This is a genomic window from Streptomyces sp. NPDC091280 (genome assembly GCF_044768565.1).
In the GTDB taxonomy this organism is placed as follows: Bacteria; Actinomycetota; Actinomycetes; order Streptomycetales; family Streptomycetaceae; genus Streptomyces.
In genome coordinates this window covers 280058-302602 of record NZ_JBIVUZ010000007.1, presented here as the reverse complement: position 1 = coordinate 302602, position 22545 = coordinate 280058, and the positions used below count along the sequence as shown (strand labels likewise).

Sequence of the window (22545 nt, the reverse complement as noted above, 5' to 3'; positions counted from 1 at the left end):
GGGCGCGGGCGGAGGCGTATTCGGGCGGCGAGGGGGACGGAGCGAGCAGGGGAGACGGGGGAGCCGGAAGAGTCGGAGGAGACGGGACGGCGTCGGAACAGCAGCACATGCTGAGCATACTCACTATGTGGGTGCTCATAGGTTTCGGGCGAGGATCTAGAATCGGTCCTCACGGTGAAACGGGGAACGTCATGGCAGTGCACGGCAGCAGCGACATCCTGGTCGACGAGCTCTACGAGACGACGCACCGGCTACGGCAGTTCGTGGAGACCCGGCTGCGCGCCAACGGCGCCTCGGTCGCCCGGCTGCGCGCCCTGCGGATGCTCGCCCACGCCGAACAACCGCTGCGTATGCGGGACTTGAGCGAGATGACCGGCGTCGCGGCCCGGACCACGACCAGCATCGTCGACAGCCTGGAGCGCGACGGGCTGGTGGAGCGCGTCCGGCATCCGCACGACCGGCGCGCGTTCCTGCTGCGCCTCACCGACAAGGGCCGGGAGTGCCATCGCGAGGCCGAAGCGGTGGACGGCCAGGCGCTCGCGGAGGCGACATCCGACCTGGGCGCGGAGGACCGCGCACAACTGCGCGCCCTGCTCGCGCGCATCCGCGAGGCGACGTCCTGAGACCGGGCCCGCAGGCTCGGCGGCGAAAAGCCGGCAGTGGGAGGGCCGGCTCTCGGTCGGCCGGTGTTCGCTACACGGGCGTATGGCCCTCCAGGTAGGTCCGCACCGGCGCGGGCAGCCCGCTGTCGATGGCCTCGGCGAAGGGTGCCCACCGCAGCTGTCCCGCCGTGAGCTGGGCCTCCCCGGAGGGATCCTCGCTCAACAGGTGACACACCACGGCGGGCGATCCCGCCACTCCGGACCCCGACGCAGGTTCCAGCAGGCTCGACCCGTCCACGAGATAGCCGGTGAGTTCGTAGACCGCGCGCGCGGCGGTGGCCTGTGCCGTCTCGGCCTCCTCGGGCACACCGGACGGCAGCCCCCAACCGCCCTGCGCGTCCACCAGCAGCAGCCGGCCGTCGTCCACGACGACCGCGTCCACCGAGCCCTCGGGGGCCTGCTCCAACGCCATCTCCGCACCGTCCCTTCGCACAGCGCGACCGTCCGGCCGCGTCCGACCCCGTTTCCTACCCGGGAGACATCGGTTCACGCGGCTCCGGCCGCACTCCAGGCGTGAGGGGCGGGAACCAGGCCGCGCCGCCGGGCGTTCCTCACTCACACGGGAAGTGGTGACGTCCTGTCAGGGAGGGGGGCCGGATGGACCCGGTGTCGGTAGGACTGCTCGCGGCGCTGGCCGGCGGTGCGGGCGGTGAGCTGGGACGACAGATGTGGACGGGCCTCACTGTTCTGGTGCGGCGCCCGCTGCGCCGGGGCGACGGCGGTTCCGGTGGGCCCCTTCCCGGCGAGGACGAACTGACGCGGCTTCAGCAGGCCCCCGGTGACGGGACCCGGGCCCACGCGCTGAGCACGGCCCTGGCGGTACGCGCGGCCCTCGACACCGAGTTCGCCACCGCCCTCGCCGCCTGGCACGAACAGGCCAGGCTCGTGCGCATCGGCGGCGGTTCGGTCAACAACACGATCAGCGGCGGCAGTTACTACGCCCCGGTGCTCCAGGGCCGCGACTTCCAGGGCGCCACCTTCAACGTCCCGGCGCCACCACGGCCCGACCAGGCCGTCACGGGGGAGTGAGGGGAGGGGCTGGAGGGTGCGGCGGGCTCAGGACGGCCGTCCGCCGAACTGCCAGTTGTGCACCTCGATCTCGGCATAACGGTCCTGGGTCAGCACGGCACGGGCCGCCCGCGCGTCCGCTGCCCGCAGCAGAGCCGCCGTGCCCAGCCAGCGGGTGCCGTCGTCGGACAACAGCGGTCCGTACGCGATCAGTTCACCCGAGTCGGACGGCACCGCCAGGTCGGCCGCCGGACCGCTGCCGAGGCCGAGCACCAGATAGCGGTCGCCGCCGGTCCGGCCGCCGGGGAAGTCCCACATCGTGCGCCCCAGCGCGTTGTGCCAGCGGCGCAGCAGCACGTCACGGTAGACACCGGCCTGGTAGTTCGGCTCGTCGAAGGCGAACGCGCGGGCGGCGGCCGGCGAGGGCAGGTCGAGGATGTGCACGCTGCCCGTGGGGACGCCGTCGTCGGAGAGGGTCGGCCCCCGGGCGATCATCTCCCGCGCGTACCCGTCCATGTAGGACCAGTGCCGCTCCGTCAGTTCCGCGCGCAGGGCGAGGGAGCCGGGCCGGTCGCGATGGTGGCAGAGGAACTCCATGATCAGCCGATGGTCCGTTCCCCGGCGGTTGCGGTTGCGGTTGCGTTGGCCGTCTTGGCGAGGGTCGTCAGGAAGTCGACGAGCGCGGCGTTCACCTCGTCGGGGCGTTCCTGCTGGGTCCAGTGTCCGCAGGCGGGCAGTTCGAGGGGCTCGCGCACCAGGTTGGGCATCACGTCGGGCAGCTGCGCGATGAGTTCGGCGGCACCGGGGAACGCGGGGACGAGGTCGCGGTCGCCGTACACGTACAGCGCGGGCGGGGTGACGACGGCGTTGTGCCAGGGCGCGGTCAGCTCCCAGTTGCGGTCGAGGTTGCGGTACCAGTTCAGCGGGCCGGTGAAGCCCCCGGCGAAGCTCTCGGTGAGTGCGTCGAGATGTTCCTCGGTGAGCCAGTCCGGCAGCACCTCGGGATCCTCCATGGCCGCGAGCCAGCCCCGCCCGGAGGGGACCAGCGGCTGCATGATCTCGCCGGCGGGGGAGGCCGTGGCGGAGGCGGAGTAGAGGAACTTGCGGAGCGTGGTGCGGATGTCCGCGTCGAACTCGGCGTCGGCGACCCCGGGACGCTCGAAGTAGTTCCAGTAGAAGCGGCCCCCGAACCGCTCCCGCGTCACGGCCAGCGGCGGGTGCGCTCCGCGGAAGGGCGGCGGCACGCTCAGACCGGCCACCCCGAGCACCAGGTCCGGGCGCAGCAGCGCGGTGTGCCAGGCGATCACCGCACCCCAGTCGTGTCCGACGACGTACGCCTGCCGCTCGCCCAACTCCTGGATCAGACCGACGACATCGCCGACGAGATGGAGGACGCTGTACGCGTCGACCGCCTCGGGCCGGTGGCTGCGGCCGTAGCCCCGCTGGTTGGGGGCGACCACCCGGAAGCCCGCGTCGGCCAGCGGCCCGAACTGGCGGTGCCAGGAGTGCCACGACTCGGGGAAGCCGTGCAGGAGCACCACCAGCGGGCCTTCGCCCTGCTCGGCGATCTCCAGCCGTATGCCGTTCACGTCCACCATGCGCTGCGCAACCATGCGGGTGAGCCTACGTGCCGTCGACATCACCGAGTCGCGCACCCTCTTCGTCCTGCTCCTGGTAGGAGTAGCGCTGCTCCTTCCAGGGATCGGCGATGTTGTGGTAGCCGCGCTCCTCCCAGAATCCGCGGCGGTCCTCTGTGAGGTACTCGACGGCGCGCAGCCACTTGGGGCTCTTGTAGCCGTAGAGGTGCGGCACGACCAGCCGCAGCGGGAAGCCGTGTTCGGCGGTGAGGGGCTCGCCGTTGTGATGGGTGGCCAGCAGGGTCTGCACCGCCGTGAAGTCGGCCAGGCGGAGGTTGGCGGAATAGCCGTACTCCGCCCAGGCCATGACATGTGTGACCTCCGGCGCGGGCGGCACCAGGTCCAGCAGCGCGGTGGCCGGGATGCCGTACCACTCGTGGTCGGTGGAGGTCGGGCCGGACGCGCAGTGCAGGTCGGCGACGGCCGTGACATGCGGCAGGGGCGCCAGTTCGTCGAAGGTCCAGCTGTGCTCGGTGCCGTCGGCGGTCGCGCCGTGGACCCGCAGGTTCCAGCGGTCGGGGCGGAACCGGGGGACGGGGCCGTAGTGCGAGACCGGCCAGCCGTGTACGAGGCGCTGGCCGGGCGGGATGCGGCGGGCCGGGTCGGCGGCGGCCTCGGCCGTGCCTTGTCGGTCGCTTGCCACGCGGGACGTCCCTTCTTCGCCGGTCACCCGGGTACGACTACCTCTCCCGAGCAGCGTAGGCGCTCCCGGCCGACGCGGCCGAGGCCGGGTCCGGGTGCGCCGGTACGCGTCGCCGCCGCGCGCGGCACGGGCCCGGGACCGAGGCCGCGCCGGCGGGCTCCGGGCGGCTCAGACGGTCGCCAGGGAAACTTCGGTCGACTTGATCAGCGCGACGACCGGTGAACCGGCCGCCAGACCGAGGTCGCCGACCGCGTCCTTGGTGATCGCGGCGGTCAGCTCGCCGCCGTCGACCGTGACCTTGACGACGGCCATCGCCCCGCCGGTCGCGACCTCGCTCACCGTGCCGGGCAGCTGGTTGCGGATGGACAGCCCCTCCACCCGGCCGGTGGCGAGCGCGACCTCGGTGGACTTCATCATGGCGCGTACGGCCCTGCCCTCGGCGAGCCCCAGGTCCCGCACGGCCTCCAGCGTGATCGCGGCGGTCAGGTCCTGGCCGCCGTCGAGGCGCACCTTGACGGTCGCCATCACCGCGCCGGGCACGACGGCCGTGACGGTGCCGGGAATCTGGTTGCGGATGCTCAAGGTCATGACGGAACGCCTCACAAGGGAAAGTTGCGTATTGCCGGATTTGTCACCGGCTGTGCCTCCACAAGCTAGCCGCTCCGGCGGCGGTTCGCGGGCGACCGCCCCCGGTGCGCCCGACATGCGGAATCCCGTTGCCGACGATGATCGGGCTGGTTAGGTTCGGGCCATGGCTGATGACGAACCCACGCGGGCCGCGCACCTGCTCGATGCCCAGGCCAAGGCCGAACTGCTCTTCGCGGCGATCGAGGAGCGCGGGCTCGTGGCGCCCGGCGCGGGGGAGCGCGCGGTCAGCGACCGGATCCGCGACCTCGCGAACGAGATGTTCGGCACCACCAAGCACTGGCACAAGCGGATCGTGCGCTCGGGACCGAACACGCTCGCGCCGTACAAGGAGAACCCGCCGGACCGCGTGATCGGCGCGGACGACATCGTCTTCGCCGACTTCGGGCCGATCTTCGAGGAGTACGAGGCCGACTTCGGCCGTACCTTCGTCCTCGGCGAGGACCCCGTCAAGCAGCGGCTGCGCGACGACCTGCCGAAGGTGTTCGCGGCCGGCCGGAGCTTCTTCGAGAGCACGCCGGACATCACCGGCGAGCGCCTGTACGCCGAGGTCGTGCGGCTCGCCGAGAAGGCGGGCTGGGAACTGGGCGGCTGGCACGCCGGACACCTGGTCGGCGAGTTCCCGCACGAGACCATCGAGGGCGCGCACGTCGAGTCGTACGTCACCCCGGAGAACAGCACGCCGATGCGCCGCACCGACAAGGCCGGCCGGGCCTGCCACTGGATCCTGGAGGTCCATCTCATCGACCGGGAGAGGCAGTTCGGCGGCTTCTACGAGGAACTGCTCACCCTCTGAGGCGGGAGAGCCGCCCGGAATCCGCTGGGACTCGGCCGGTGCGGCAGGCATAGTTGATCCATGGGGACCGTCGCGGCGCTGTACCGCTATCCGGTGAAGTCGATGGTCGGCGAGGCCGTGATCGCCGTGGCGGTCACCGAGCGCGGGCTGTCCGGCGACCGCGTGTACGCCGTCCTCGACGGGACGGGCGCGGTCGGCAGCGCCAAACACCCGCGCAAATGGGGCGAGTTGTTGCGCTGCCGGAGTCGCCTCGACGACTCCGGCGTGGTGCGGGTCGTCCTGCCGGACGGCACCGCCCTCCCGGTTGAGGACCCGGACCTGGACGGGGAGTTGTCCAAACTGCTGGGCCGCCAGGTGTTCCTGTCGGCCGTCGTGCCCGAGGACAGCCGGCTGGAACGCGCGGTGCCCGAGTACGAGGGCGGGGTCCCCGACTCCGTACGGGAGTCGGCGACCGTCGATGTCACCGGGGAGAGCATCACCACGGGCGGGGTCGCCCCGGGGACGTTCTTCGATTTCGGCCGGGTCCATCTCGTCACCACCGCGGCCCTGGACCGGATGCGCGCCATCCGCCCCGAAGGGGACTTCGACGCCCGCCGCTTCCGGCCGAACCTGGTCGTGGACACACCCGGGGGCCCCGGTTTCCCGGAGGACGCCTGGGTCGGGTCGTGCCTGCGGGTGGGGGAGGCCCTGTTCCGGGTCCTGGTGCCGACGCCCCGCTGCGTCGTCCCCACCCTCGGCCACGACGAACTGCCGCCGGACCCCGGCATCATGCGCGCGATCGCCCGGGAACACCGCGTACCGGTCTTCGACCTGGGCCGGCTCTCGTGCCTGGGCGTGTACCTGGACGTCCTGGAGGCGGGGACGGTACGGGTGGGCGACCCGATCTCGTTGCGGGACGCCGCCTGACCGGGTCGACGGGACGGCACGGAGTGGTCGCTTCGCGAAGCCGGTGGCTTCCGCAGGTCACGGGACGGGATCCGGAGCCCCCTCACCGAGATACGCGCGCTCCAGCAGACCGGGATCGGCCGCGAGCCGTCCGGCCGAGTCGCTGAGGACCGTCGTGCCGTGGACCAGGACCACCGCCCGGTCCGCCACGTCCAAGGCCAGCCGGACGTGCTGCTCGACCAGGACGACGGCCGCGCCGGTGTCCTCGGCGATCCGTCGCACGACCGGCAGCAGTTCCTCGACGATGACCGGTGCCAGGCCCATGCTCAGCTCGTCGACGAGCAGTACGCGCGGATCCTGGATCATGGCCCGGCCCAGGGCCAGCATCTGCTGCTCGCCGCCGGAGAGTTGACCGGCCGCGACCTTCAGCCGTTTCCCCAGCGCCGGAAAGAAGTCGAGCACCTGGTCGACCGTGCTGCCCTGCCGTCGCCGCGCGAGCGTGAGGTTGTCCCGCACGGTCAACTGCGTGAACAGGGAACGGTCGTCGGGCACGAGGACCAGTCCCCGCCGGGCGGCCTCACGTGCCCGGCCGCTCCGGATCTCCCGGCCGTCGAGGGCCACACTCCCGCCCAGGCGCGGCAGCAGACCGGCGAGTGTCGTCAACAGGGTCGTCTTTCCCGCCCCGTTGGGCCCCAGCAGGGCCACGACCTCACCCGGCGACAGCGTCAGGTCGAAGCCGCGGACCACCGGCCGCCCCTTCGTGTAGCCCGCGTCCACGCCCTCGCACCTCAGCGGCTCCGGTCCGGTCACTGGACGACCTCCCCACGTATCCGCGTCGTGTCGTCGTCGCCCTGTGCGGCGCCGAGGTAGGCGGTCGCGACGCGGGGATCCGCCTTGATCTCGGCGGGAGTTCCGTCCGCGATCACCTTTCCGATGTCCAGCACCACGATCCGGTCGCACACGTCCAGCACCAGCCCCATGTCGTGGTCGATCAGCAGCACGGTCACGCCGTCGGCCCGCACGGCCCGCAGCCGGTCGCCCAGCCAGCGGCTCTCGGAACTGTCCAGACCGGCCGCCGGCTCGTCCAGCAGCAACAACCGGGGGCGGCCCGCCAGGGCGCGCGCGATGGACACCAACTGCCGCCTGCCCTGCGAGAGTTCACGGGCCGGCTGGTCCCTGAAGCGGCTCAGGTGCAACGTCTCGAACAGGCGGTTCCGCAGCTCCGGCCCCTGGACCGCACCGACATGGTCGCCGCCGTGCCGGGCCGCGGCCTCCCCGACCAGCACGTTCTCCTCGACGCTGAGATCCTCGTAGAGCTCGATGCCCTGGAAGGTGCGGCCGAGTCCCGCCCGGCCGCGCTGGTGCGGTTTCAGGGACGAGATGTCCCGGCCGTCGAACTCGACGGTTCCCGTGCTGCGGTGGTAGCCGCTGACCGCGTCGAGCAGGGTGGTCTTCCCGGCCCCGTTCGGCCCGATCACGCCGACGATCTCGCCCGAACGCACCTCGAAGGAGACGGAGTCGACGGCCACCACACCGCCGTAGCGCACCCCGACCCCGCGCACCGAGAGCACCACCTCGCCCGGTTCGGGAACCGGGGGACGGGCGGCCGGCCCCGACGCGGTCAGCGCGTCGGCGTCCTGGTCGTCAGAGCTGTCCCCGGTGTCCCCGGTGTCCACGGCGGCCGGGCGGCGCGCGCGCCGCAGCCGCGCCGCCAGTTCGTGGGCCGGGCCGACGACGCCCTCGGGGTTGGTGATCACAGTGAGGACGAGACCGATGCCCATGATCACGTCGTACCACTCGCCCAGCGACAGGGCCCGGTCGAGCAGTACCGGCAGCAGACCGCCGGCCCCCATCACCCCGGCCACCAGACCGCCCGACAGCGCGGTGACACCCGCCAGGTACGCGGTGGCGAACAGGCCCAGGCCGCCGATCGCGGTGAACATCTCGGCGTCGGCGACGGTCTGTTGGTAGCCGAGGAGGGCGCCGCCGAGCCCGGCGACGAACGCGCCGATCGCGAAGGCGACGATCTTCGTGCGGGCGACGTCGATGCCGGCCGCCGCGGCCGACCGCTCGTTGGCGCGCACGGCGAGCATCGCCGCACCGAGCCGACTGCGCCGCAGCCCCGCCACGCCGAGGCCCACCAGCGACAGCACCAGCAGACACAGCAGCGCGAAGGGCAGCCGTGGATAGTCCTCGCCCGAGCCGATGCCCAGGTCGAGGCCGAACAGGTGCGGCGAGGGGATCTTGGAGCCCCCGAGGCCGCCGTTGAGGTCGGGGTTGCGGAACCAGAAGGCCTCCAGCGCCACCGCCAGCGCGACCGTGACCACCGCGGCCGGCAGACCGCGGATCCGCAGCGCGGGAAGCCCGATCACGACCCCGATCACCATCGCCACCAGGGCGGCCAGCAGCGGGGCGAGCGGAAAGGGTATACCCCATCCCGCGCTCAGCTTGCTCAGGCTGAACGCGCCGACCCCCGCCAGCGTCAGCTGCGCCAGCGAGATCTGCCCGGCGAACCCGGTGACGACCACCAGCGACAGCGAGATCACCGCCAGGGTCAGCGAGGTGATCACGGCGGCCCGAATACTGCCGTGGGTGGCCAGCAGCACGACGACACCCAGGGCCGTGCTCACGACGGCCGGGACCAGCACCCGGTCCGGGCGCGGGGCCCGGCCGAGCGCCTGCTGCACCAGCGAGCCCCGGGTGGGCAACGGCCGTCCCCGCACCACCAGATAGGCCAGGATGACGGCCAGCGGCACCAGTTGGGCAAGTCCGGTCTGGGGCAGCCACGACCACTTCCCCTGGAGGAACTGCACCTCCGACTGGAGCATCCCGATCACCAGCCCGGCGCCCACGGCCGGGATCAGCGCGGTGAAGTTGCCGACCAGCGCCGCCGCGAGGGCCGGCACGATGAACAGCGTGTACGACACCGGGACCAGGGGCACGATCGGCGCGATGAGGATGCCGGACAGACCGGCGATGGCCGAGCTGAGCGCCCAGTTCGCGACGGCGATCCGCTCCGGTGACAACCCGCTGACCAGCGCGCCCCGTTCCGACTCCGCGACCGCCCGGGCCGCGAGCCCGAACCGGGTCAGCCGGAACACCAGCGCCAGCACAACGGTCAGGACGACGATGACGGCCGCGAACCACAGCCGGTCGCCCGGGATGAGCGAACCGCCCCAGGACACCGGGTCGTTGGGCAGGATGGCCTTGACCGAGACCGCGCCCGTACCGACGGCGGCGGCCAGCACGGCCTGGATCACCAGCATCACCCCGATCGAGGCGACGGCCTTCGCGACCGGCGGCGCGGTCCGCAGCGGCCGGAAGACCAGCCCGTACAGCACGACCCCCAACAGGGCAGCGCACACAAGGGAGATGACCACCGCCGGGAAGAGCCCGAGCGGTCCGCCGAGCCCGACCTTCTTCGGCAGTCCCGGCAGCGGCACCAGCAACTGGCCCTGGCGCAGGAACGCGTAGGTGTACGCGCTGTACAACGCGATGGCGCCGGTGGCGAAGTTGACCACCCCGGAACCGCGATAGGTGAGCACCAGTGCCAGCGCGAGCGCGCCGAACACCGCCCCACTGCCCAGCCCCAGCAACAGAAACACGACGTACTGGCTCATCGGCGAGACCGTCCCTCCTGGTTGCCCGGGCTAGTGCGCGAACAGCGAGCTGGGGTCGACGACCCGCAGTTGGCTCACCTTGCCGTCGGACACCGTGCCGGTGACCTCCTTCGCCGAGCAGGCGGCGGGCAGTCCGGGTACCGCCTTGGAGTCGCAGCTGAAGGTGATGCCGTGGCCGGCCGGCAGGACGACGTCCTTCGCCGAGCGCAGTGCCGCCGTGATCGTCTTCGAGGAGACCGTGCCGGTCAGCCCGTGCAGGGCGCGCACCAGGCCGAGTACGCCCTGATAGCCGATCGCCGCGTACCCCTGGGTCGCGGTGTCGGGGCTGTACTCCTTCATCACCTGCCGGAAGAGCTGCGCCTCCGGGTCGTCGCTCGCGGCGTCGAAGCTGCTGAAGACCTGGACGCCGTCCATGCCCGCGCCCACCGCCTGGACGACCTCGGGGGACACGCACGACTGGACGGTCATCCGGGCGATGCCCGCGCCGAGGGTGCTCATGGCCTGGAGCACGGAGGTGCACACGGTGGGGTCGGCCACCACGGCCACGGCGTCGGGCTTGTTCCGCAGCGCCGCGCTCACCTGCGGAGAGGCGTCGGGAGTGCCCGCGGCCACCGTCACGATCCGCAGCCCGACGCCCGCCTTGGCGAACACCGGCTTGCCGATGGCCTCGATGCCGCTGACCGCGGCCGGGGCGTCGATCACGAACGCGGCGACGTTCTTGTACCCCTTCTCCTTGGCGTACGCGGCCATCGACGTCATGGTCGTCGGGAAACCGCCCGTCCAGGAGAAGGCGTTGGCGGTGGTGCCCTCGGAGTTGCTGGCCGCGATGGCGGTCGCCCAGGGGATGCCCGCCTTCGTCACGATCGGCACCATGGAGTCGCCCAGGCCGCTGCTGGTGAGGACCACCGCGTCGACCTTCTGCTCGACCATCTGGTTGGCGCAGTCCCGGGCCGTCGCCGGTTCCTCCTTCGTCTTGCAGATCGTGAGGGCGATGGGCCTGCCCGCGATGCCGCCGAGGTTGGCGTTGGCGTACTTCATCGCCGCCTCGGCGGCCTCGCGGGTCTCGGGCTGGCTGATCGCCGAGCCGCCCTCGTTGGTGATGAGCCCGATCCTGACCGGAGTTCCGGTGGCCTTGTGACCGGGGAACGCGCTGGCCAGCGCGGCCGGGATCCGTGTGCCGGCCGCCGTGGCCGTGCCGCTCGCGCCGCCGCCGCAGCCCGCGAGCAGCACAGTGGTCGACACCAGCGCGAGTGACACGCGCGCCCGGGGTGTGGAGAGTGCCCGTCCGACCGACTCGATCATGTCCGCTTCCCAACGTGTCGGCGAGTGCCCGGCACTCGCAGCGATCAGCGGACGGCGGCACCGCGCGGCGGGACCGCCGTCCGAGAAAGTGAAGAGAGAGCCGCGAGCGGATGTCGAACGGCACGAGGGCCGGGTGCCGCGGCAGACCATGTCGGCCGGCGTGGCGTGGACGTCACGACCGGCGACGAGACGGACCGGCTCACCCGCGGCTCCCCGCAGTACCGGCCCGTGAGCAAGAAGAGTATACGTAATTGCAGTCGGCCGGAATGGGTCGTACGCGAGCTGTTGTGGTTGTCCGCCGTTCGGTCGCCGTCGTGCTTGTAATGAGGGGACGGAATGGTGAGGTTGAGCCAGCGGAGGCTGGGTCTGCGGGGGTCGGGTCAGCGGTCGCGGTGGACCCAGCCCGCGTCGTGCCAGTACGTCTCCAGGTTCTCCATCGGTTCCGGCCAGGTCTCCGCGTAGGTCACGCCCTCGGCGCCTGCCGTCATCAGATAGGGAGTTCCGGCCTTGCTGATCCAGAACTCGCCGGGTCCGACCGTGCGGCTGCCCTCGGTCCCGTCCTCGCCCCAGGCGACGTGGAACTCCCCGCCGAAGACGATGATCAGCTCGTCGAGGTTGTGGTGGTGCCGGGGCACCGCGAAGTGCGGGGCGCAGCGCAGCCCGTTGATGTTGAACGACGGGTCGACCTTGGTCGACCACCACATGTTGCCCTTGAAGGTCTGCTCCATGTCGACCGGAGCGTCGGCCAGCAGACCGCCTCCGTGCCACAGATACGTGGGTGCGGACTGGTCGACCGGCAGCTCGATCCAGCCCTCGTCCGACAGCAGGTTGAAAGACTCGATTCCCATGAAACCGATACTGGGCAGCGGGGCTGGGCGTGTCATACGTGAATCCCGTTGGCCGGGACCTGTCGGCGACACCGCCTCCGGCCGTGCGTACGGTCACCGCGTGACTCTTACCTTCGGTGATCTGGTGGAAGACGCGGACTGGGTTCCCATGGGCCTGGAACAGCAGGGCCATCCGCAGTACTTCTGGAACGACGGCGGTCTGCTGCGGGACGCGCCCGTGGACTTCGCGGCTACCTTCGACGGCGCGATGTGGGTGACCACGAAGCCGATCGACATCCCGCGCTTCAACCGCAACCCGCTGCGCGTGCGGCCGAACTTCACGGTGCCCCGGCACCACCACAACGTCGACGAGATGCTCTTCGTCTTCGCCGGCGAATACCACATCGAGCACTACGAGTCGGGCGAGCCGCAGACCGTGCGGGTGGGCCCGGGAGACGTGTTCCTCAGCCGGGCCGGCACGCCGTACACGATGACGGCGGGGCCCGAGGGCGTCACCTACATCGAGACCTGGCCCAAGCCGGTACGGGAGTTGGAGACGTACTGGCACGACGTCGGCTGGGTCCGGCGGTAGACCGCCGACACGATCGTGTCCCGGCTCGTGCGAGCCGGGACCACGGATCGGACGCCGGACGGGTCGGTCCGTCCAACGGGTCAGTCAGTCCAGAGGAACCGGTCGGCGACCCGGTGGTGGTTGTAGATGGTCATCTCCTGCTCCTCGCTCAGCCGGTGGCCGTCGAAGCTGGGGGAGTGCATGCCCACCGTGACCTCCTTGGCGTTCATCAGGTCCTGGGTGAAGATCTCCCCGAGATCGGCCTCGCGGAAGTCCTCGAAGTACTGCGGCTGGAAATCCCGCTTCTTGTCGTAGTCGGCGACCGGGACCTGGTCCAGGCTGAAGATCTCGAAGACACAGCGGTCCGGGTCGAAGCCGTCCGGCCGCGCCCGGTAACCGAAGACCGAACCCTGGTTGGGCAGCAGGATCGTGTTCGGGAACACGTTCCACGCCGTACCGGCCTCCGCCCACTGCTGGGGCGTGATGTCGGGCCAGTCGTAGCCCTCGGCGAGCGACAACTCCTTGTACAGCCGCATGTAGTACTGACCGGCGGTCATCCCCTCCGGCACCTCCGCCGTCTTCAGCGCCTCGGCCGCCCGCCAGCTCCGCTCGTTCTCCAGACCGCGCATGTCGTCGGCGATGTACTGCACGCTCAGCGCGACGCTCAGCCGCTCGTCGGTCACCCCGCCCGTGCCCCGGTTCGCCGGGTCCTTGGCGGTGTCCTTCTTCTTCGGGCCGACACTCGAATAGTGGGCGTGCCGCTCGTACACGGTCGTCGGCGCCCACATCCGGTTCTCAAGTTCCTTCATCGAGGCGATGTTGGTGTTCGACTTGTCGAAGCGGTACAGCTGCGGATGCGTCCCCGCCACGTGATACGCCTCAAGGAACCCGTCCAGGGCGGTCTTCCAATTGCACGGCAGCGGAACGCTCTTGTGCCACCGGTAACGCATGTGCTCGAACTGGAACGGCGCGAAGATCCGCGGGATCGGGTCGAGGTATTCGAGCAGCGGCTTCGCGTCGGGGTCCATGTTGATGAACACGAACCCGCCCCACTGCTCGGCCCGCACCCGCACCAGACCGAGGTCGTCGTCCGAGCGCGGCACGAACTCCTCGCGGTCCAGGACCAGCCGGATCGAACCGTCCAGGTTCCAACGCCAGCCGTGGAAGGGGCAGATGAGGGAACCCACCCGGCCCCGGCCGCGCGCCAGCCGCGTACCGCGATGCCGGCACGCGTTGAAATAGGCGCGGATCGAGTCCTTGGCCTCCCGCACGATCAGGATCGAATGACCACCGATCTCGTACTCGACGAAACAGCCGACACCCGGCAGTTCCTCCACCCGGCAGGCCATCAACCAGGCCCGGGTGAACACCTTCTCCAGCTCCAGCTTGAGGAACTCGGGGTCCAGATAACGCCCCTTGGGCACGAAGGCACGCGAGAGCCGGTACTTCTCCGGGACCTTCTCGGGCGGCACATCGCCCTCGAACCACGGGACACGGCGGACCACTTGGGGCTCAACCACGGCAGACACCGATCACCACTCCTCCACTCGACATACGGGTACGGCTCCGGCGGGCCGCACGGTGAGGTCAGCCGGCGTCGGGCCCGGCGACCTCGGTCCCGTCGGCGCGCCGCACCACGTGGATGCAGTTGCCCGGGCACTCGTCGGCGGCGTCGATCACGTCCAGGCGCAGCCGCTCCGACACATCGGCCTGCGCGCCCTCCGGCGTCAGCAACTCCCCGTCCGGGGCGTCCTTGACGTAGGCCAGCCCGTCGTCGCCGAACTCGAAGACGTCGGGGGCGTACTGCGTGCACAGGCCGTCACCCGTGCACAGCTTCTGGTCGATCCACACCCGCACCTCATCGCTCACGGGCCCTGCCTCCTCGTCCACGGAAAGCTCCCGGCACCACAGGGCGTACGGACGTCGGCCCGTCCTCGCGGTGGCGGTCAGGACGACTCTCCACGCGGCGCCCCGGACCGTCCACCGCCCGTCCCATCAACCGGGACCGGCACCGACACCCCTGGTCGCACGCCTCCTACACTCGACCGGCCGTCGCAGGCCGACGTCCGCGACCGCCCCCCGCCCACCACGCCCAGGAGGCCGGCCCGTGGCCGAGACCGTGACCACAGACATCCTCATCGTCGGCGCCGGCCCGATCGGGCTCTACGGCGCCTACTGCGCGGGCTTCCGCGGGCTGCGGACCGTCCTGGTCGACGCGCTGCCGCAGTGCGGCGGCCAGATCACCGCGCTCTACCCGGAGAAGGAGATCCGTGACATCGCCGCCGTCCCCGGCACCCGTGGCCGCGACGTCGTCACCGCCCTCAAGGACCAGGCCGACGCGTTCGGTCCGACGTACCTCCTGGGCCGCCAGGCGGTCGGCCTCGCGCACGCGGCGGACGGACGACCGCAAGTGACCCTCTCCGACGGCGTGACGGTCGACGCGGGAGCGGTCGTACTGACCGCGGGCATCGGCACGTTCACCCCGCGGACCCTGCCGGCCGGTGAGGAGTTCCTCGACCGGGGACTGAGCTACTTCGTGCCCGACCCGGCCGAACACACCGGCCGTGACGTCCTCGTCGTCGGCGGCGGGGACAGCGCCGTCGACTGGGCCCTCGCCCTGCACCCGGTCGCCCGCTCGGTGACCCTCGTGCACCGCCGCGGCACCTTCCGGGCCCACGCGGCGAGCGTCCGCGAACTGCACGAGCGCGGGGTCGGCATCGTCACCAACGCCCAGGTGGAGACCCTGGCCGGCGACGAGCGGCTGCGCCGGGCGCATGTGCGCGTGGACGGGGAGGCCGAGGCCCGGGTGCTGGAGGTCGACGCGGTCGTGGCCGCGCTCGGGTTCATCAGCAACCTCGGGCCGCTCGCCGACTGGGGCGTGCGACTGGAGCGGCGCACCATCGTCGTCGACACCAGGATGCGCACCACGGTCGAGCGGATCTACGCGGCCGGCGACGTCACGGCCTACCCCGGCAAGGTCCGCCTGATGTCCGTGGGCTTCGGCGAGGTGGCGACGGCGGTCAACAACGCGGCCGTCGCCCTGGACCCCGCGCTGTCCCTGTTCCCCGGCCACTCCACCGAGTCCGCCTGAACCCGCTCGGCTCCCTCTCGAATACGCACCTTTCGAGAGGGAGCCGGGCGGCAGCGGATTCACGCACGTCTCGTGCCTAGCGGCTCCCGTCGGCCATGTCGACGGCGGCGATGTAGGAGAACGCCATCGACGAACCCACGGGACCGCCCGCGCCCGGGTAGATCCGGCCGGACATCGGCGCCATCGTGTTCCCGGACGCGTACAGCCCGGCGATCACCGAGCCGTCCGGCCGCAGCACCCGCGCACGCTCGTCCGTCCTGAGTCCGCCCTTGGTCCCCAGGTCGGACAGCACGATCGAGGCCGCGTAGTACGGCGGCTTGTCGATCACCCCGAGGCAGGGGTTGGGCCCGTCGGTGTGGGCCCCCGCCATGTGCGTGATCATCAGGTCCCAGGGATCCTCACCGCGACCGAACTCCTCGTCCTTGCCGCCGCGGGCGTACCCGTTGAACCGCTCGACGCTCTCGGTCAGCGCACCCGGCGGCACACCGATCGACTCCGCCAGCTCCTCCAGCGTGTCGGCCCGCTTGAGCACACCGGCGGCCAGGAACTTCTCGACCTCGAACCAGCCCGGCACCTGCGGTGCGACCGGCAGCCCGGCGAACGCCCTCCGGTTGTCGAGCTGCCGCTGGTCGAACACCCAGTGCGTCGGCAGGTGCGACACGCCCGACGACCTGTGCGCCTCCAGCATCTCGTGACCGGCGCGGTCGTAGGGCAGCCGCTCGTTCATGTAGCGCTGCCCGGCCGCGTTGACCCAAATGCCGCTCCAGACCGACGTGTAGAACACCGGGCGGGTGTCGGGCACGACCAGGCCCGGTGCGAACCAGGACTCGTCGAGCAGGTCCGTCGCCGCGCCGATGTCCATGCCCGCGAGGAGGGCGTCGCCGGTGTTGCCCGGGCAGCCCTGGGTCCACTCGTCGCCGACTCCGGGCTGGAACCGCTCGCGCAGCTCGCCGTTGCGCTCATAGCCGCCGGCCGCGAGCAGGACGCCCCGGCGGGCCCGGAACTCGACCGACTCGCCGCCGCTCAGGGCCTCGACGCCGACGACCGCGCCGTCCTCGACCAGGAGGCGCGTCAGCCCGGTGCCGGTCCGCACGGTGCCGTTGCCCGTCTCGGTGAACGCGAGCAGCGCCCGGCCGATCAGGGCCTGCCCGCCGATCATCCTCGGACCGACCTCGACACCCCAGCGTTCCGTCCACAGCGGCCTGCGCACCAGCGGTTCCAGCGCGCCGAGTTCGGACCGGTCGAGGTCCGGGGGGAAGATGGTGCGCCCCTGCGGCAGGCTCCCCGGCCGCCCGGCGAAATAGTCCGGCACGCCCTGCCAGACGAACTGCCCGAACCGCGGATTGCGCTCCAACTCCTCGATCAGGACCGGCCCCGCCCGCAGGAAGGCCTCCCGCAGCGCGGCCGGCGAGTCGTCGCCGACGATCGCGTCGAGATAGGGCCGGGCGACATCGGGACCGTCCTCGACCCCGGCCCGCTGCTCGGCCGCGTTGCCGGGCAGCCAGATCCCGGCGCCCGAGTAGGCCGTGGTCCCGCCGACGTACTCCGTCTTCTCGATGACCAGCGTACGGAGTCCGCGGGAGGCCGCCGCGTACGCGCCGACGAGCCCCGCGCCCGAGCCGACGACCACGACGTCGTAGGTATCGGCTGTGCCTTCGTCGCTCATGCCGTTTCCTCTCCCCAATTCCCTTGTCAACGGCCCGCGTTCGACGCGGCCTCAAGGTGTGCGAACCCCTGGGCGGATGCCTCGTCCAGCTCCATCACCTCGACGTAGTGGCCGAGTTCGGCCGTCATGTCGAGATAGCCGAACCGGATGCCACCGCTGTCCCCGTACTGCTTCCAGGTCCGGCCGCTCGCGGCGACGATCGCGGACGCCTCGTCGAAGTCGGCGACGCGGAAGCCCAGATGATGGAGCGTCGCCGGTTCCCCGGGCCGGACCGCGCCGCGATAGAGGTCGACCGCGCCGCCGACCGGGCGGATGATCTCCAGGTTGGTGGGCCCGGCGTTGACCAGCGCCACGTCGATGACCCATTCGTCGGCGGGCGTTCCGTCCACCACCACGAAGGGCGCGCGCGGGGCACCGGCCCCGACCGGCGGACGGCCGCCGCCCAGCGAGGACTTGAAGTGCTTGACGCACCGCACGGTCCCGAGCCTCGATTCGAGGAACGTGGCCGCCGCGTCGATGTCGTCCGTCACGTATCCCAACTGCATGAAATTGCGGAAGAGGTCACTCAACGACCGCACTCGGCACCCCCTGCTCTGGCTGGCCCGGCGGACCACGGGGCACCGACTGTCCACCCGCCGCCCGGGACCGTCCACCGGATGTCCCACCAGACGGAATCGGCGGCCCCGGCCCGGAACCCCCGTGGCACGATGCGGCGATGACCACATCCAGCGCGGGAGCGGCTCACCTGCCCGTGGACCGGGCGTCGATCGAGCACCGGCTCATCACCATGCGCAAGTCGGTCGGCCAGCTCGACGGGCTCGAAGCGCTGGACAGCGCCCGCCTGGCCGCCGATCCGGGAGCCGGGCTCGTCATCGAACGCATCCTGGCGCTCCTGTACGACCTCGCCGCGGCCGTCAACTCGGCCGCGCTACCGGGCCATTCACCAGGCACACCGGCGACCTCGTTCGGCGCGGCCGAGGAGGCCGGCATCATCGACGCCGAACTGGCCGGCGCCCTCGCTCCGGCGGACGGCCCGCACCACGTCCTCGTCCAGCTGTACCTGGACACCGAACCCGAGCGGGTCCCCGCGATCGTGGCCGCCGCGCGGTCCGCGTACCGGGAGTACGTACGGCGGGTGACCGACTGGATCGCCGCCGGTCCCGGCGAGGACTGAGCAGGTCAGGACGGCCATTCCGGTTCGGTGACGGTCATGGCGAGCGCGTCGAGGAGCACCTGGGCGGGCTGGGACGCGGGCGGTTTGCCGTGGACGGCGGCCACGACCTGGCGGCGCATTCCCGGGACGGGGTGGAGGCGCACCCCGGGATGCCTGTTGGCCAACAGCGTGAGGCCCGGCAGCAGGCTCACCCCGAGACCGGCCGCGACCAGCGCCTGCACGGCCACGTAGTCGTCGGTCTCGAACTCGACCACCGGCTCGAACCCGGCCCGCCCGCAGGCCGCGACGAGATGCTCGCGGCAGCGTTCGCACCCGGCGATCCAGCGCGCGTCGGCATAGGTGGCCAGCTCCGCCCGGGGGCCGTCCCAGCACCGGTCCGCCGGGGTCACGATGTACAACGGCTCGTCGAGCAGCGGGATCATCGTGGTGTCGCGGCGGTCGCGCTGGGGCGGATCGCCGTGCTCGAAGATCAGCGCCACGTCCACGTCGTTGTTGCGCAGAGCGGTGAGCGCGTCGGGCGGTTCGGCCTCCCGCAGGGTCAGCCCGACGGCGGGATGCTCGGCGGACACGCGGGCGGCGGCGAGCGGCACCAGGGTGGCCAGCGCGGAGGGAAAGGCCGCCAGCCGGACCCGGCCGGTGCGCAGTCCGGCCAACTCGTCCAGTTCCGCGTGCACCGACTCCACCTGCGCGAGGATCGACTCGGCCCGGTCCACCAGCAGCCGGCCGGCGTCGGTGAGCCGGATCCCGCGCCCCATCCGCTGCAACAGCGGAACCCCGACCTCGGCCTCCAGCTTGGCGAGTTGATGACTCACCGAAGGCTGTGCGTAGTGCAGCGCCTCGGCGGCTGCCGTGATCGAACCCTCGCGGGCGACGGCGACCAGGACGCGCAACCGACTCAAGTCGATCATTCGCGAATCATAGACCGCGTCGATGAAAGCCTCGAAAACACGCATTGGACCATTACCGGGCTCACTGCGACGGTGAATCGATAGTGGGTGCGAGAGATCTCGGCCGTACGTGTCCCGTCGGCGATCTCACCCCTCACGCCTGCCCGGATCCCGGACCCCGGGCGCCGAAAGGAGATGGCGCATGACCACGGCTGTGAATCCACCGTCGCGATCGATGTCGGTGAGCGACAGCGCGGCGCGGACCCTCGCGAACGCCACCAAGACCGTTCCCCAGATGAGCTCCATCACGCCTCGCTGGCTGGTGCACCTCATGTCCTGGGTCCCGGTCGAGGCCGGCATCTACCGGGTGAACAAGGTCGTCCACCCCGAGTCGGTGCGCATCGAGTGCGACAACTACGACGAGTCGCCGCTGCCGGACACCTTCGTCGACTACGAGCGGGAGCCCCGCGAGTACCGGCTCAAGGCCGTCCAGACCGTCCTGGACCTCCACACCCGTATCTCCGACCTGTACTCCAGCCCGCACAACCAGACCGCGCAGCAACTGCGGCTGACCATCGAGGCGGTGAAGGAACATCAGGAGGGCGAGCTGATCAACAGCCCGGAGTACGGGATGCTGGCCAGCGTCGCGGACACCCAGCGGATCTCCACGATGGGGGGCCCGCCGACCCCGGACGACCTCGACGCCCTCATCACGAAGGTGTGGAAGCAGCCCGCCTTCTTCCTCACCCACCCCGAGGGGATCGCCGCGTTCGGCCGGGAGTGCACCCGGCGGGGCGTACCGCCGGCCACGGTCAGCATGTTCGGCTCGCAGTTCCTGACCTGGCGCGGCCTGCCGATCATCCCCTCGGACAAGGTCCCGCTGGAGAACGGCAAGACCAAGTTCATCCTGCTGCGCACGGGTGAGTCCCGCCAGGGCGTGGTGGGACTGTTCCAGCCCGGGCTCTCCGGCGAGCAGGGAATGGGCCTGTCGGTGCGCTTCATGCAGATCGACCGCAGCGCCATCGCCTCCTACCTGATCTCCCTCTACTGCTCGCTCGCGGTCCTCACCGACGACGCGCTCGCCGTCCTCGACGGTGTCGAGGTGGACAAGTTCCATGACTACGCGCCGAGTTACCGGTAGCCATGACCACGCCCTCAACCACCGGTAACGAACCCGCCCCGGCGTGGCTGCCGGACGAGGAGACGTTGAGCCGTATGGCCGGGGAGTTCTTCCGAGCACTCCCCGGCCAGTCGGCGGCGGACACGTCTCCCGCGGCAGCCACAGCGGCTACGGCCCCCGCGGGACCACCGGCCGCGGCGTCCGCGCCCGCGGTCCCCGCGGGTCCACCGGCCCCGGTTCCGCTTCCGGCCACGCCGACCGCGGACCCGCTGCCTCCCCTGCCCACCGGTCTGCCGTCCATGGACCCGCCGCCCCCGGCACCCACCGCCGGGGCGAGTCCGCCGTCCGGGCCGCCACCCACCAGCGCGCCCGCCACGTTCATGGCGAGCCCCTACGCGGTGGGCGCGCCCATCGGCGCCGGACCTGCCCCGCAGGCACCGGTCCCGCCGGAGGCCCCGGGGCCGCCGCCGGTCCCGTCGCCCGCCGCGCCACCGCACCTCCCCGACCCCGGGCCGTACTACTTCCTCGCCGAGGCCGCCGGGTACCCCGCCCAGGCGCCGGAGCTCCCCGGCTTCGGGCACCTCGGGCTGCCGCGCCTGCCTGAGGCGATGGCACCGACCGCGACGAGCGCGCCGTACTACTTCGTCCAGGAACCGGAGGCGGCGGGCGCGCCGTCGGGACTGCCGATCGACCAGCACCCGGGCTTCGACGTGCACGCGGTGCGGCGGGACTTCCCGATCCTGGCCGAGCTGGTCAACGGCCGTCCGCTGATCTGGCTCGACAACGCGGCGACCACGCAGAAGCCGCAGGCGGTGATCGACAGGCTGGTCGAGTTCTACTCCCGGGAGAACTCCAACATCCACCGCGCGGCGCACGAACTGGCGGCCCGCGCGACCGACGCCTACGAGGGCGCGCGGAAGACCGTCGCCCGGTTCGTGGGGGCCGGTTCCGCCGAGGAGATCGTGTTCGTCCGGGGCACCACCGAGGCGATCAACCTGGTCGCCAAGGCCTGGGGTCCCGCGCACATCCGCGAGGGCGACGAGATCGTGCTCTCCCACCTGGAGCACCACGCCAACATCGTGCCCTGGCAGATGCTCGCCGAGCAGACCGGTGCCGTGATCAAGGTGATCCCGGTCGACGACAGCGGTCAGCTGCTGCTCGACCGGTACACCGCGCTCCTGTCGGAGCGGACCAAGCTGGTCGCGGTCACCCAGATGTCGAACGCGCTGGGCACCGTCGTACCGGTCGAGGAGATCATCGAGATCGGGCACCGGGCCGGGGCACGTGTCCTCGTCGACGCGGCGCAGTCCGTCCCGCACCTGCCGATCGACGTCAGGGCGCTGGACGCGGACTTCCTGGTCTTCTCCGGGCACAAGCTGTTCGGACCGACCGGCATCGGAGTGCTCTACGCCAAACGGGAGGTGCTTGAGGACATGCCTCCGTGGGAGGGCGGCGGCAACATGATCACCGACGTCACCTTCGAGAAGTCCACCTTCCAGCCGCCGCCGGGCCGCTTCGAGGCCGGTACCGGCAACATCGCCGACGCGGTGGGACTGGCCGCGGCCATCGACTACGTCGAGCGCATCGGCCTGCCGAACATCGCCGCCTACGAACACACCCTGGTCGAGCACGCCACCGAAGGCCTGCGGTGCGTACCCGGGCTCCGGCTGGTCGGCACGGCACCGAACAAGGCGAGCATCGTGTCGTTCGTCCTCGACGGCTACGAGCCGGCCGAGGTGGGCACCGCCCTCAACGAGGAGGGAATCGCGGTCCGTTCGGGCCACCACTGCGCGCAGCCGATCCTGCGCCGGTACGGCCTGGAGGCCACCGTCCGGCCCTCGTTCGCCTTCTACAACACCCACGCGGAGGTGGACACGCTGATCACGGCGGTCAGGCGGCTCGCGGACCGCCGGGGTGCGACCCGCTAGTCGGACCACCCTTCTTGAACCGGTGCGGCGGAGACCTGAACGACGTCTCCGCCGCACCGGCCTGCCACGCCTCGACGCCGGTC

23 protein-coding genes are annotated in these 22545 nt (G+C 71.4%); 9 read left to right on the top strand and 14 right to left on the bottom strand.

Features of this window, described 5'->3' with window-relative positions; genetic code table 11:
- The first annotated feature begins 191 nt into the window (after positions 1-191).
- Positions 192-623 (top strand): MarR family winged helix-turn-helix transcriptional regulator, encoded by a 432-nt coding sequence (locus ACIQPR_RS22560; protein ID WP_403651035.1) that lies wholly within the window; start codon positions 192-194, stop codon positions 621-623.
- A 70-nt stretch (positions 624-693) separates the two neighbouring features.
- Here the strand turns inward: ACIQPR_RS22560 and ACIQPR_RS22555 are convergent, their stop codons facing one another.
- A complete protein-coding gene (locus ACIQPR_RS22555; RefSeq protein ID WP_403651033.1) occupies positions 694-1074 on the bottom strand; it encodes an NUDIX domain-containing protein in 381 nt (126 codons plus the stop codon).
- A gap of 185 nt (positions 1075-1259) precedes the next feature.
- On the opposite strand from ACIQPR_RS22555, the gene ACIQPR_RS22550 reads away from it, so the two are divergent.
- Positions 1260-1691 (top strand): hypothetical protein, encoded by a 432-nt coding sequence (locus ACIQPR_RS22550; RefSeq protein WP_403651031.1) that lies wholly within the window; start codon positions 1260-1262, stop codon positions 1689-1691.
- Positions 1692-1718: 27 nt separating this feature from the next.
- Here the strand turns inward: ACIQPR_RS22550 and ACIQPR_RS22545 are convergent, their stop codons facing one another.
- The 4 genes from ACIQPR_RS22545 to ACIQPR_RS22530 all read right to left on the bottom strand — a co-directional run bounded on the left by ACIQPR_RS22545 (position 1719) and on the right by ACIQPR_RS22530 (position 4538).
- Positions 1719-2267: a YciI family protein gene (locus tag ACIQPR_RS22545; RefSeq protein WP_403651030.1), complete on the bottom strand. Its 549-nt coding sequence runs from the start codon at positions 2265-2267 to the stop codon at positions 1719-1721.
- 2 nt (positions 2268-2269) lie between these two features.
- Positions 2270-3283: an alpha/beta fold hydrolase gene (locus tag ACIQPR_RS22540; RefSeq protein ID WP_403651029.1), complete on the bottom strand. Its 1014-nt coding sequence runs from the start codon at positions 3281-3283 to the stop codon at positions 2270-2272.
- 10 nt (positions 3284-3293) lie between these two features.
- Positions 3294-3950 (bottom strand): molybdopterin-dependent oxidoreductase, encoded by a 657-nt coding sequence (locus ACIQPR_RS22535; RefSeq protein ID WP_403651027.1) that lies wholly within the window; start codon positions 3948-3950, stop codon positions 3294-3296.
- 168 nt (positions 3951-4118) lie between these two features.
- Positions 4119-4538 (bottom strand): molybdopterin-binding protein, encoded by a 420-nt coding sequence (locus ACIQPR_RS22530; RefSeq protein WP_403651026.1) that lies wholly within the window; start codon positions 4536-4538, stop codon positions 4119-4121.
- A 163-nt stretch (positions 4539-4701) separates the two neighbouring features.
- Here ACIQPR_RS22530 and ACIQPR_RS22525 point away from each other — a divergent pair, with 163 nt between their 5' ends.
- Together ACIQPR_RS22525 and ACIQPR_RS22520 are read left to right on the top strand one after the other, a co-directional pair.
- On the top strand, positions 4702-5391 hold the full coding sequence (locus ACIQPR_RS22525; protein WP_403651024.1) for a M24 family metallopeptidase: 690 nt from the start codon (positions 4702-4704) through the stop codon (positions 5389-5391).
- 60 nt (positions 5392-5451) lie between these two features.
- Positions 5452-6297 (top strand): MOSC domain-containing protein, encoded by an 846-nt coding sequence (locus ACIQPR_RS22520; RefSeq protein ID WP_403651022.1) that lies wholly within the window; start codon positions 5452-5454, stop codon positions 6295-6297.
- Between the two features lie 57 nt (positions 6298-6354).
- Here ACIQPR_RS22520 and ACIQPR_RS22515 read toward each other — a convergent pair whose 3' ends face one another.
- From ACIQPR_RS22515 to ACIQPR_RS22500, 4 genes are all read right to left on the bottom strand, one after another.
- Complete coding sequence (locus ACIQPR_RS22515) at positions 6355-7086, bottom strand: ABC transporter ATP-binding protein (RefSeq protein ID WP_403651020.1); 732 nt, start codon at positions 7084-7086, stop codon at positions 6355-6357.
- Positions 7083-9896, bottom strand: coding sequence for an ATP-binding cassette domain-containing protein (locus tag ACIQPR_RS22510; RefSeq protein ID WP_403651018.1), 2814 nt, complete (start codon positions 9894-9896; stop codon positions 7083-7085). Before ACIQPR_RS22510 ends, ACIQPR_RS22515 begins: the two co-directional genes overlap by 4 nt.
- Before the next feature lie 30 nt (positions 9897-9926).
- The gene (locus tag ACIQPR_RS22505; protein WP_403651017.1) at positions 9927-11198 is read right to left on the bottom strand and encodes an ABC transporter substrate-binding protein; all 1272 of its coding nucleotides are present in this window, start codon (positions 11196-11198) and stop codon (positions 9927-9929) included.
- 380 nt (positions 11199-11578) lie between these two features.
- Positions 11579-12046, bottom strand: coding sequence for a hypothetical protein (locus ACIQPR_RS22500; RefSeq protein WP_403651015.1), 468 nt, complete (start codon positions 12044-12046; stop codon positions 11579-11581).
- A 100-nt stretch (positions 12047-12146) separates the two neighbouring features.
- On the opposite strand from ACIQPR_RS22500, the gene ACIQPR_RS22495 reads away from it, so the two are divergent.
- Positions 12147-12617: a cupin domain-containing protein gene (locus ACIQPR_RS22495; RefSeq protein ID WP_262060166.1), complete on the top strand. Its 471-nt coding sequence runs from the start codon at positions 12147-12149 to the stop codon at positions 12615-12617.
- 80 nt (positions 12618-12697) lie between these two features.
- On the opposite strand, the gene ACIQPR_RS22490 is transcribed toward ACIQPR_RS22495, so the two are convergent.
- Both ACIQPR_RS22490 and ACIQPR_RS22485 read right to left on the bottom strand, forming a co-directional pair.
- Positions 12698-14125 (bottom strand): SRPBCC family protein, encoded by a 1428-nt coding sequence (locus ACIQPR_RS22490; RefSeq protein WP_403651013.1) that lies wholly within the window; start codon positions 14123-14125, stop codon positions 12698-12700.
- A 58-nt stretch (positions 14126-14183) separates the two neighbouring features.
- Positions 14184-14465: a ferredoxin gene (locus ACIQPR_RS22485; protein ID WP_245607994.1), complete on the bottom strand. Its 282-nt coding sequence runs from the start codon at positions 14463-14465 to the stop codon at positions 14184-14186.
- Between the two features lie 238 nt (positions 14466-14703).
- Here ACIQPR_RS22485 and ACIQPR_RS22480 point away from each other — a divergent pair, with 238 nt between their 5' ends.
- The gene (locus ACIQPR_RS22480; protein WP_403651011.1) at positions 14704-15687 is read left to right on the top strand and encodes an NAD(P)/FAD-dependent oxidoreductase; all 984 of its coding nucleotides are present in this window, start codon (positions 14704-14706) and stop codon (positions 15685-15687) included.
- A 76-nt stretch (positions 15688-15763) separates the two neighbouring features.
- Here ACIQPR_RS22480 and ACIQPR_RS22475 read toward each other — a convergent pair whose 3' ends face one another.
- Together ACIQPR_RS22475 and ACIQPR_RS22470 are read right to left on the bottom strand one after the other, a co-directional pair.
- Complete coding sequence (locus tag ACIQPR_RS22475; protein ID WP_403651009.1) at positions 15764-17353, bottom strand: FAD-dependent oxidoreductase; 1590 nt, start codon at positions 17351-17353, stop codon at positions 15764-15766.
- Between the two features lie 26 nt (positions 17354-17379).
- On the bottom strand, positions 17380-17922 hold the full coding sequence (locus ACIQPR_RS22470; RefSeq protein ID WP_403651008.1) for a VOC family protein: 543 nt from the start codon (positions 17920-17922) through the stop codon (positions 17380-17382).
- 146 nt (positions 17923-18068) lie between these two features.
- On the opposite strand from ACIQPR_RS22470, the gene ACIQPR_RS22465 reads away from it, so the two are divergent.
- Positions 18069-18527 (top strand): hypothetical protein, encoded by a 459-nt coding sequence (locus ACIQPR_RS22465; protein WP_403651006.1) that lies wholly within the window; start codon positions 18069-18071, stop codon positions 18525-18527.
- Positions 18528-18532: 5 nt separating this feature from the next.
- On the opposite strand, the gene ACIQPR_RS22460 is transcribed toward ACIQPR_RS22465, so the two are convergent.
- Positions 18533-19435, bottom strand: coding sequence for a LysR family transcriptional regulator (locus ACIQPR_RS22460; protein WP_403651005.1), 903 nt, complete (start codon positions 19433-19435; stop codon positions 18533-18535).
- A 181-nt stretch (positions 19436-19616) separates the two neighbouring features.
- Between ACIQPR_RS22460 and ACIQPR_RS22455 the strand changes: the two genes are divergently transcribed.
- Together ACIQPR_RS22455 and ACIQPR_RS22450 are read left to right on the top strand one after the other, a co-directional pair.
- Positions 19617-20555, top strand: a complete 939-nt coding sequence (locus ACIQPR_RS22455; protein ID WP_403651003.1) for a family 2A encapsulin nanocompartment shell protein — start codon at positions 19617-19619, stop codon at positions 20553-20555.
- A gap of 2 nt (positions 20556-20557) precedes the next feature.
- Entirely contained in the window at positions 20558-22462 is a 1905-nt protein-coding gene (locus tag ACIQPR_RS22450) for a family 2A encapsulin nanocompartment cargo protein cysteine desulfurase (RefSeq protein ID WP_403651001.1), read from the top strand.
- Positions 22463-22545: the final 83 nt, after the last annotated feature.